This is a genomic window from Streptomyces sp. NPDC058964 (assembly GCF_042741275.1).
Taxonomy (GTDB): domain Bacteria; phylum Actinomycetota; class Actinomycetes; order Streptomycetales; family Streptomycetaceae; genus Streptomyces.
The window spans coordinates 4,003-8,367 of record NZ_JBHYKH010000404.1 but is presented as its reverse complement, the minus strand read 5'-3'; the positions used below and the strand labels follow the sequence as shown (position 1 = coordinate 8,367).

Sequence of the window (4,365 nt, the reverse complement as noted above, 5' to 3'; positions counted from 1 at the left end):
GCCCCCCGCCCCTCGTGCCCCGCCGGGCCCCCCCCCGCGCCGCGCCGGGCAGGGGCGCTGTGGTGTTGCCGGGCTGCGGTCGCCGGTCGCGGGTCCGGCGTGCGGCCGTGCCGGATCGTCATCGACCGGATGCCCTCCGGCGCAGGCCGAGCGGGGCGCAGGCCCCGGTTCGCGCGTGCAGACGAGACGGCCGCCTGACCCCGGGTGCCGGCAGGCGCACGTATCGCCGTTGCCGGATGCCGCACCGGCCGTCGGCCGGCCACGGCTCAGCCGGCCGGGCGGGCCAACCGGGACGCCTCCCGGGCGCAGCCCCATGCCACGGTGACCCCGGCCCCGCCGTGGCCGTAGTTGTGGATCAGCAGCCGTCCGTCCGGCAGCGGCTGCCGCTCCAGCCGTACCGCGTCCCGTACGGGGCGCAGTCCGACCCGGTGCGCCAGGACCCGTGCCCCGGCGATCTCGGGACGGACCGCCGCGCAGCGGGCGACGATCTCCGCGGCCACCGCCGGATCCGGCGTCGGGGTCCACGCGTCGTCCTCCGCCGTACCGCCCAGGATCAGCCCGCCCGGCTGCGGAAAGAAGTAGGTGGAGGCGTCCGAGGAGTGTTCGACGGACGTGAACCACGTGGTGACCCCCGGGTTCTCCACGACGACCAGCTGGCCGCGCACCGGCCGCACGGCCGGGTCCGGCACCAGGGCACGGGCCCCCAGCCCGGTGCAGTTGACCACGACCGGAGCCGGTACCGCGGCCAGGTCGGTCACCGTCCGCTCCTCGACCGAGCCGGACGCCTCGAGCAACCGCTGCCGCAGCCACGCCAGATGGACCGGCATGTCGATCAACGGCAGCCTCGCCCGCAGCCCTTCGTCCCCGGCGCGCAGCCCCGGCACCCGTGCGGCCCAGGCACCGAGCCCGTCCAGCCGCATCCCTTGGTGTACGCCCTCGACCAGGCGTACGCCGGTCTCCTCCGGTCGCGCCGCGAGCTCCTCGTACACGACGAGCGACTCGAGGGCCCAGGCACCGACCAGCGGCTCCGGTTCGATGCGGTACGGCCACCACAGTGCACCGGCGACCGCCGAGGTCGTGCGCTCGGCGGGCTCCCGCGCCCACACCCGTACCCGCGCCCCGCTCTCGGCGAGCACCAGGGCCGTGCTCAGCCCGATGACCCCGCCGCCCACCACGATCACATCGTCACTCGGCTCAAGTTCCACGCGGGGACGTTAGCGAAATATGTCATGCCGCGCTCACATGCATCCCAGTCTGGGGATACTCACAGCATGTCTGCCGCATACGTGTCCTTCGGCCTGGCACCGGCGATGCGCGCCGGCGGTGTCCTGCCCGACGGCGGCTACCAGGTCCACCGGGACTTCGTGGACTTCATCGTCGACGGACGACCGCTGCTGTTCCAGCTCTCCGACCTGGACGCCGTCTCCCCGCTCGCCTCCGACGTGCCTCCCGCGATCTTCACCGCACAGGTCCGCAGCCTGCTGCTGGAGAGCGAGGCACCCTTGCCCGACGGCCGCTACGTCATCTACGGCTGCCCCGACTGCGAGGACCTGGCCTGTGGCGCGGTCACCGCCGTCATCGAACGGGACGGCGACGACTACATCTGGCAGGACTTCGCCTGGCAGACGGACGAGCGGGCCGACCTGGAGCTCAACGGCTATCACGGCATAGGGCCCTTCCGCTTCCACGGCCCCGAGTACCGCGAGGCTCTCGGCGCCCTCCTGGACGGCGCCGGCGCCCCGGGCGCGTCCCGCAGCCGGGTGCTGCTGATCGGCGCCCGCGTCGCCGTCCTGGCCAAGCTCGCTGCCGCCCTGCGCACCATCGGCATCGGCGCCGACATCGCCCAGGACGCCGACGGCGTTCCCCCGGAGGAGCTGCGCGCCTACGGTGCCGTCGCCTTCGGCCGGGCGATCGGCCAACCGCAACGGGCCGCCGTACGACAGGCGTTCGAGCGCGCCGGTGTCGACGTGGCCTATGTCGAGGGACTCGCTCCGATCGTCCCCCTCCTCGTCGCGCAGATCGAACACGCCCTGGACCGCCGCCCCGTGGCACAGCGACGCCTGACGCGCCTGGTGGCGGCCGACGGCGAGGCGGGCATCGAGGTCACCTCGCCCTGCCGGGTCCGTCTCACCGCGTACCGCCTCGACCGGCTCTACCGCACCCACACCCGGGAGGTCTTCGACGGCGTCCTCGAGGCCGGCCGGCACCGCATCGCGCTGGACGCCGAGGCGGTGAAGGGCGCCTCCTTCGTGGTGGCCCGGACCTCGGGAAGCGTGCTGGTGGAGGCGGTGGCCCGCTGACCGGCACCGCGTACGGCCATTAGGATCGGGGGTCTGATGACTGCCACCCTCGTCGCCAAGAACCTCGCCGCCGGCCACGGCGACCGCTCGCTCTTCTCCGGTCTCGACCTCGTCGTCGCGCCCGGGGACGTGATCGGGCTGGTCGGCGCCAACGGCGCGGGCAAGTCCACGCTCCTCACGATGCTCGCCGGGCTGCTCGCGCCCGAGCACGGCGAACTGCGCCTCTCCCCGCCGACCGCGACCGTCGGCCACCTGCCCCAGGAGCCGGAGCGGCGCCCCGGCGAGACCGTGCGCGAGTTCCTCGCCCGCCGCACCGGCGTCACCGAGGCGCAGCGGGTGATGGACGAGGCGACGCAGGCACTGGTCGAGGGGGCGCCCGGGGCCGACGACGCGTACGCCACGAGCCTGGAGCGCTGGCTCGGCCTGGGCGGCGCCGACCTGGAGGAGCGGGCGGAGGAGGTCGCCGACTCGCTGGGCCTGGCCGTGGACCTGGACCAGCCGATGACGTCGCTGTCCGGCGGCCAGGCGGCCCGTGCCGGTCTCGCCTCGCTCCTGCTCTCCCGCTACGACGTCTTCCTGCTCGACGAGCCCACCAACGACCTCGACCTGGACGGCCTGGAGCGCCTGGAACGCTTCGTGACGGGACTGCGCGCGGGCACGGTCGTCGTCAGCCACGACCGCGAGTTCCTCACCCGCACGGTCACCAAGGTCCTCGAACTCGACCTCGCGCAGCGGCAGATCAATCTCTACGGCGGCGGCTACGAGGCCTACCTCGAGGAGCGCGAGGTGGCCCGCCGGCACGCGCGCGACGACTACGAGGAGTACGCCGACAAGAGGACGGCTCTGCAGGACCGCGCGCAGATGCAGCGCTCCTGGATGGACAAGGGCGTGAAGAACGCCCGGCGCAGGGCGGGCAACGACAACGACAAGATCGGCCGCAAGTTCCGCAGCGAGGCCAGCGAGAAGCAGGCCGCCAAGGCCCGCCAGACCCAGCGCATGATCGAGCGCCTGGAGGTCGTCGAGGAGCCGCGCAAGGAGTGGGAACTGCGCATGGAGATCGCGGCCGCGCCCCGCTCGGGCGCCGTGGTCGCGACGCTGCGCGACGCGGAGGTACGGCGCGGCGACTTCACCTTCGGACCGGTCTCGCTGCAGGTCGACTGGGCGGACCGGGTCGCGGTGACCGGCGCGAACGGCGCGGGCAAGTCGACGCTCCTGGGCGCGCTGCTCGGCCGCGTGCCGCTGGACGCCGGGCATGCGACGCTGGGTTCGGGCGTCCTGGTCGGCGAGGTCGACCAGGCCCGCAAGCTGTTCCACGGGCCGGAGGCACTGCTGGACGCCTTCCGCGCGGCCGTCCCGGACACGGAGCCGGTCGAGGTCCGCACCCTGCTGGCCAAGTTCGGCCTGAAGCCGGACCATGTGCTGCGGCCGGCGGCGACCCTGTCCCCGGGCGAACGCACCCGCGCCGCCCTGGCGTTGCTCCAGGGCCGGGGCGTCAACCTCCTCGTCCTCGACGAGCCGACCAACCATCTCGACCTGCCCGCCATCGAACAGCTGGAGTCGGCCCTCGACTCCTACGAGGGCACGCTGCTCCTGGTCACCCACGACCGGCGGATGCTGGACGCGGTGCGTGTCACGCGCCGCCTCGAAGTGGCGGACGGCAAGGTCACCGAGCGCTAGACGCGCCCGCCCGGCCGGAGCCCGCGGCCCGGTGGGGCGGCCTCCTTCGCCGCGCGCTCCACCCGGTCCCGGTGCTCCGCCCACGGGGCGGCGTCCCCGGGAGCCATGTTGGTTCCGTTCGGCCGCTGTCCCGCGGCTCCGTCGAGGAGCTCCCGGACGATGTCGGCGTGTCCGGCGTGCCGCTGGGTCTCGGCGATCATGTGGGTGAGGCTCCGGTGGAGCGTCACCTCACGGCCCGTGTCGCCCGGCAGCAGGCCCACGGCGTCCAGGGGCAGCGACTCGATCGTCTCGTCGGAGTGGGCTCACGCCCGCCGGTACAGGCCGACGATTCGCTCCCGTGTCTTCTCGGCCCGCGCCCAAAGGTCGGCGTTCGTGTCATTGTAGAATG

At 73.8% G+C, this 4,365-nt stretch carries 3 protein-coding genes and 1 pseudogene; 2 read left to right on the top strand and 2 right to left on the bottom strand.

The genetic code is table 11. The features are described 5' to 3' along the window. Positions 1-266: 266 nt before the first annotated feature. Positions 267-1,181: an FAD-dependent oxidoreductase gene (locus ACFW2E_RS34825; RefSeq protein ID WP_384472334.1), complete on the bottom strand. Its 915-nt coding sequence runs from the start codon at positions 1,179-1,181 to the stop codon at positions 267-269. Between the two features lie 90 nt (positions 1,182-1,271). On the opposite strand from ACFW2E_RS34825, the gene ACFW2E_RS34820 reads away from it, so the two are divergent. Both ACFW2E_RS34820 and ACFW2E_RS34815 read left to right on the top strand, forming a co-directional pair. Next, complete coding sequence (locus tag ACFW2E_RS34820) at positions 1,272-2,300, top strand: oxidoreductase (protein WP_384472332.1); 1,029 nt, start codon at positions 1,272-1,274, stop codon at positions 2,298-2,300. Positions 2,301-2,336: 36 nt separating this feature from the next. Then, the gene (locus ACFW2E_RS34815) at positions 2,337-3,977 is read left to right on the top strand and encodes an ABC-F family ATP-binding cassette domain-containing protein (protein ID WP_384472329.1); all 1,641 of its coding nucleotides are present in this window, start codon (positions 2,337-2,339) and stop codon (positions 3,975-3,977) included. Here ACFW2E_RS34815 and ACFW2E_RS34810 read toward each other — a convergent pair. After that, positions 3,974-4,365, bottom strand: a pseudogene (locus ACFW2E_RS34810) (DUF664 domain-containing protein); the annotation flags it as partial. The gene ACFW2E_RS34815 and the pseudogene ACFW2E_RS34810 overlap by 4 nt on opposite strands.

Excerpts from the sequence above, each read along its gene's own strand:
- ACFW2E_RS34820 (WP_384472332.1), top strand. The coding sequence starts at position 1,272 with ATGTCTGCCGCATACGTGTCCTTCGGCCTGGCACCGGCGATGCGCGCC.
- ACFW2E_RS34815 (WP_384472329.1), top strand. The coding sequence starts at position 2,337 with ATGACTGCCACCCTCGTCGCCAAGAACCTCGCCGCCGGCCACGGCGAC.